This is a genomic window from Streptomyces niveiscabiei, from assembly GCF_001419795.1.
Lineage (GTDB): Bacteria > Actinomycetota > Actinomycetes > Streptomycetales > Streptomycetaceae > Streptomyces > Streptomyces niveiscabiei.
The window spans coordinates 1-3,864 of the sequence record NZ_LIRL01001280.1 but is presented as its reverse complement, the minus strand read 5'-3'; the positions used below and the strand labels follow the sequence as shown (position 1 = coordinate 3,864).

Annotated in this window: 4 protein-coding genes; 1 reads left to right on the top strand and 3 read right to left on the bottom strand. The window is 71.7% G+C overall.

The window, feature by feature from the left end; all coding sequences use genetic code 11:
* Positions 1-659, top strand: a 659-nt coding sequence (locus tag AOK24_RS43110; RefSeq protein ID WP_206191372.1) for a peptidase inhibitor family I36 protein, incomplete at its 5' end; no start/stop codon positions are given.
* A gap of 38 nt (positions 660-697) precedes the next feature.
* On the opposite strand, the gene AOK24_RS43105 is transcribed toward AOK24_RS43110, so the two are convergent.
* From AOK24_RS43105 to purN, 3 genes are all read right to left on the bottom strand, one after another.
* Positions 698-1,147, bottom strand: coding sequence for a peptidoglycan-binding domain-containing protein (locus AOK24_RS43105; protein WP_055725294.1), 450 nt, complete (start codon positions 1,145-1,147; stop codon positions 698-700).
* 121 nt (positions 1,148-1,268) lie between these two features.
* Entirely contained in the window at positions 1,269-2,831 is a 1,563-nt protein-coding gene (purH, locus tag AOK24_RS43100; RefSeq protein WP_409123750.1) for a bifunctional phosphoribosylaminoimidazolecarboxamide formyltransferase/IMP cyclohydrolase, read from the bottom strand.
* An 11-nt stretch (positions 2,832-2,842) separates the two neighbouring features.
* Positions 2,843-3,475, bottom strand: coding sequence for a phosphoribosylglycinamide formyltransferase (gene purN, locus AOK24_RS43095; protein ID WP_055725292.1), 633 nt, complete (start codon positions 3,473-3,475; stop codon positions 2,843-2,845).
* Between the last annotated feature and the right edge of the window lie 389 nt (positions 3,476-3,864).

Sequence of the window (3,864 nt, the reverse complement as noted above, 5' to 3'; positions counted from 1 at the left end):
CCCCCCAGGCCCGCACGGACGCCGCCCTCCGCTACACCCGCGGCACCCAGGACCTACGCCTCAGCGCCGAACTCCCCCCGGAGTGGCGGGAGATCATCCAGTCCTGCCTGACCCCGGCCCACACCACCCGCCCCACCGCAAAGGACCTGCTGCGCCGGGTGGAGTCGGCAACGGAGTCCACCCGCTCACCCCGCCTGCCCCGCCTGCGCCCGCGCCGCGTGCCCCGCCTGCGCCTCGCGGCGGCGATCCTCCTGGCGGGCGCGATGACAGCCACGTACGCGTACGCCGAGAACCGTTCCGACGGTCCTACCTACGGCTACCACCGCTGCCCCTACCCCAGCGTCTGCTTCTTCAGCGGCCCCAACGGCACCGGCGAGATGTGCTCCTGGCGGGACGCCGACCCCGACTGGCTCTCGGGCCGCGAGACCTGCATGTGGAGCGCGACCATCCCCGTCCGCTCGATCTACTACAACGCGGACGAGTCGACGGGCCTCGGAGGCGTCGCCTACTACCGGGGCCGCAACTACGTCCCCGTAGGCATCGACATCACCCGCCCCAACTCCCACATGCGCACGGGCTGCACGGCCCAGCGCAACCAAGGCAACCTGGCCGGCACCTACTCACCCCTGTCCCACCAGCTGATCGTGCACTGCGGCTGACACGCGGAACAGGGGTGCCTCGTCCGCCGGCGCCCGCCCTACGCGTGCGCGTCGGCGAACCGGGCGAACGCCGCGCGGGTCAGTGGGCCGGCGTACCCGTCGATCGGGCCGGTGTAACCCGACGTCTCCTTCAGCTGGGTCTGCAAGGCCCTGATCGTGCCGTCGCCGACGATTCCGTCGATCGGGCCCTCGTAGCCCCAGTTCTGGAGGCAGCGCTGGTACGCCTTCCAGCTCTGGGGGCCGAGCAGACCGTCGATGGCGTCGTCGTACTCCCAGAACTCGGCCAGCCAGCGCTGGACGTTTCTGGCCTGCGCACGGGTCAGGCCGAGGTTGACGACGGCGTGCGTGGAGGCCGACTCGGCCACCGCCGCCCGCTCCTGCGCGGCCGGTGCCGCGAAGCTCGGGGTCGCCGTCGCGAGCCCTCCGGCGGTGAGACCGACCACTGCTGCCGCGCTGACCAGTGCCTTCGACAGAACGAGGCGTCGCATTCCGTGTTCCTTCCCTCGGACTCGGTGTGACGCCTGCCAGTCTCCGGGCTGGGGCGGGTCCTGGGTACCTGACAGGTATCAGGGACCCACCCGCAGCCTCGGACCGGCGTTCCCGTGCGGCTCAGTGGAAGAAGTGCCGCGTCCCCGTGAAGTACATCGTCACGCCCGCCTTCTGCGCCGCCTCGACGACGAGTTCGTCGCGGACCGAACCGCCGGGCTGGACGACCGCCTTGACGCCGGCCGCGGTGAGGATCTCCAGGCCGTCGGGGAAGGGGAAGAACGCGTCGGACGCGGCGTACGAACCCTGCGCCCGCTCGGCCCCGGCCCGCTCGACGGCCAGCTTCGCCGAGTCGACCCGGTTGACCTGCCCCATGCCGACCCCGACGGACGCCCCGTCCTTCGCCAGCAGGATCGCGTTGGACTTGACCGCCCGGCACGCCTTCCACGCGAACGCCAGCTCGGCCAGCTCCTCGGCGGAGAGGGCCTCACCCGTCGCCAGCGTCCAGTTCGCGGGATCGTCGCCGTCGGCCTGGAGCCGGTCGGCGACCTGGAGCAGCGCCCCGCCCCCGATGGGCTTCAGCTCGACCGGCGCGGACGGGCCCTGCGGAGCCTTCAGCACCCGGATGTTCTTCTTCTTGGCGAGCGCTTCGAGCGCGCCCTCCTCGTAGTCCGGCGCCACGATGACCTCGGTGAAGATCTCCGCGACCTGCTCGGCCATCTCCTTGGACACCGGCCGGTTCACGGCGATGACCCCGCCGAACGCCGACAGCGGGTCACACGCGTGCGCCTTGCGGTGCGCCTCCGCGACATCCGAACCCACCGCGATCCCGCACGGGTTCGCGTGCTTGATGATCGCGACGGCCGGCTCGTCGTGGTCGTACGCGGCCCGGTGCGCGGCGTCCGTGTCCGTGTAGTTGTTGTACGACATCTCCTTGCCGTGCAACTGCTCGGCGACCGCGAGCCCGGTCCCGCTGCCGTCGACGTACAGCGCGGCCGGCTGGTGCGGGTTCTCCCCGTAGCGCAGCGTGTTCTCGCGGGCCCAGGTCGCCCCCAGGAAGTCGGGGAACCGCGACTCGTCGGCGGGGGCGTAGTCGGACGCGAACCACGACGCGACGGCCACGTCGTACGCGGCGGTGTGCTGGAACGCCTCCGCCGCGAGCCGCTTGCGCGTGGCCAGGTCGAACCCGCCGTCCGTGACGGCCTTCAGGACGTCCGCGTACCGCGCCGGGCTCGTCACCACGGCCACCGACGGGTGGTTCTTCGCGGCGGCGCGCACCATGGACGGCCCGCCGATGTCGATCTGCTCCACGCACTCGTCCGCGCTCGCCCCGGACGCCACCGTCTCCCGGAACGGGTACAGGTTGACGACCACCAGGTCGAACGGCTCGACCCCGAGCTCGGCGAGCTGCTCGCGGTGGCTCTCCAGCCGCAGGTCCGCGAGGATCCCGGCGTGCACCTTGGGGTGCAGGGTCTTGACCCGCCCGTCGAGGCACTCGGGGAACCCGGTCAGCTCCTCGACCTTCGTGACGGGGACGCCGGCGCCCGCGATGCGCGCGGCGGTGGAGCCGGTGGAGACGAGCTGGACCCCGGCCGCGTGCAGGCCCTGGGCCAGCTCCTCCAGGCCGGTCTTGTCGTACACGCTGACGAGCGCGCGGCGGATCGGACGCTGGTTCGCAGCGGTCACGTTCTCGGCGGTCACGGGATAACTACCTTTCGTCCCTCAATGCGGTGGCCGTTGCGGGCGATCCGCCCCACGACCTCGACGAGCAGCCTTCGCTCGACTTCCTTGATGCGCTCGTGCAACGTGCTCTCGTCGTCCTCGTCCCGGACCTCGACCACGCCCTGGGCGATGATCGGGCCGGTGTCGACGCCGTCGTCGACGAAGTGGACGGTGCAGCCGGTGACCTTCGCCCCGTACGCGAGCGCGTCCCGCACTCCGTGGGCGCCGGGGAAACTCGGCAGCAGCGCGGGGTGCGTGTTCACGAACCGGCCGCCGAACAGGGCCAGGAACTCCTTGCCGACGATCTTCATGAACCCCGCCGAGACCACCAGGTCCGGTTCGTACGCGGCGACGGCCCCGGCGAGCGCGGCGTCCCACCCGTCCCGCGTCTCGTGGTCCTTCACGCTGACGACGAACGTCGGGATCCCCGCGCGTTCGGCCCTGGCGAGGCCCTCGATCCCGGCGCGGTCCGCGCCGACCGCCACGACCTCGGCGCCGTACTCCCGCGCTCCGGTTCCGGCGATGTGGTCCAGCAGGGCCTGGAGGTTCGTACCGGAGCCGGAGACCAGGACGACCAGGCGTTTGGGGGCGGGGGCCGGGTCGGCCACGTTCGGGGACCTTTCTCGCGGTCGGTGTTTGTGCGGTCGTACGAATGCTTCGCGCCCTCGGATACGGGGAAGTCTACGAAGCGGCCGACCGTCAGCAACGATACCGGCACACCCGGCGGCCCCCACGGGACGGGGGCGGGGCCGGGAGGTAGCGTCTGCGGGGAGCGGACTCGGGAACGCGGCGGTGGTGTGGCACGTTTCCGGAGTGACAGCTCATTTCAGACCGATCGGCACAGGGGAGGTGGGGGCGGCCCCCCTCCTCGCCGGCCGGCCCGAACAGGGAGTCCACCGGACCGCCCTGCCCGTCCGACTGACCTCCGACTCACCTAGGGAAGACGCTCACTTGATGCCGGACCGCAGTCTGCGACCCTCCACCCACTCCCCCCTCC

What these genes read in the sequence shown, in the direction of transcription:
- AOK24_RS43105 (WP_055725294.1), bottom strand. Translation starts at nt 1,147, where the DNA reads ATGCGACGCCTCGTTCTGTCGAAGGCACTGGTCAGCGCGGCAGCAGTG.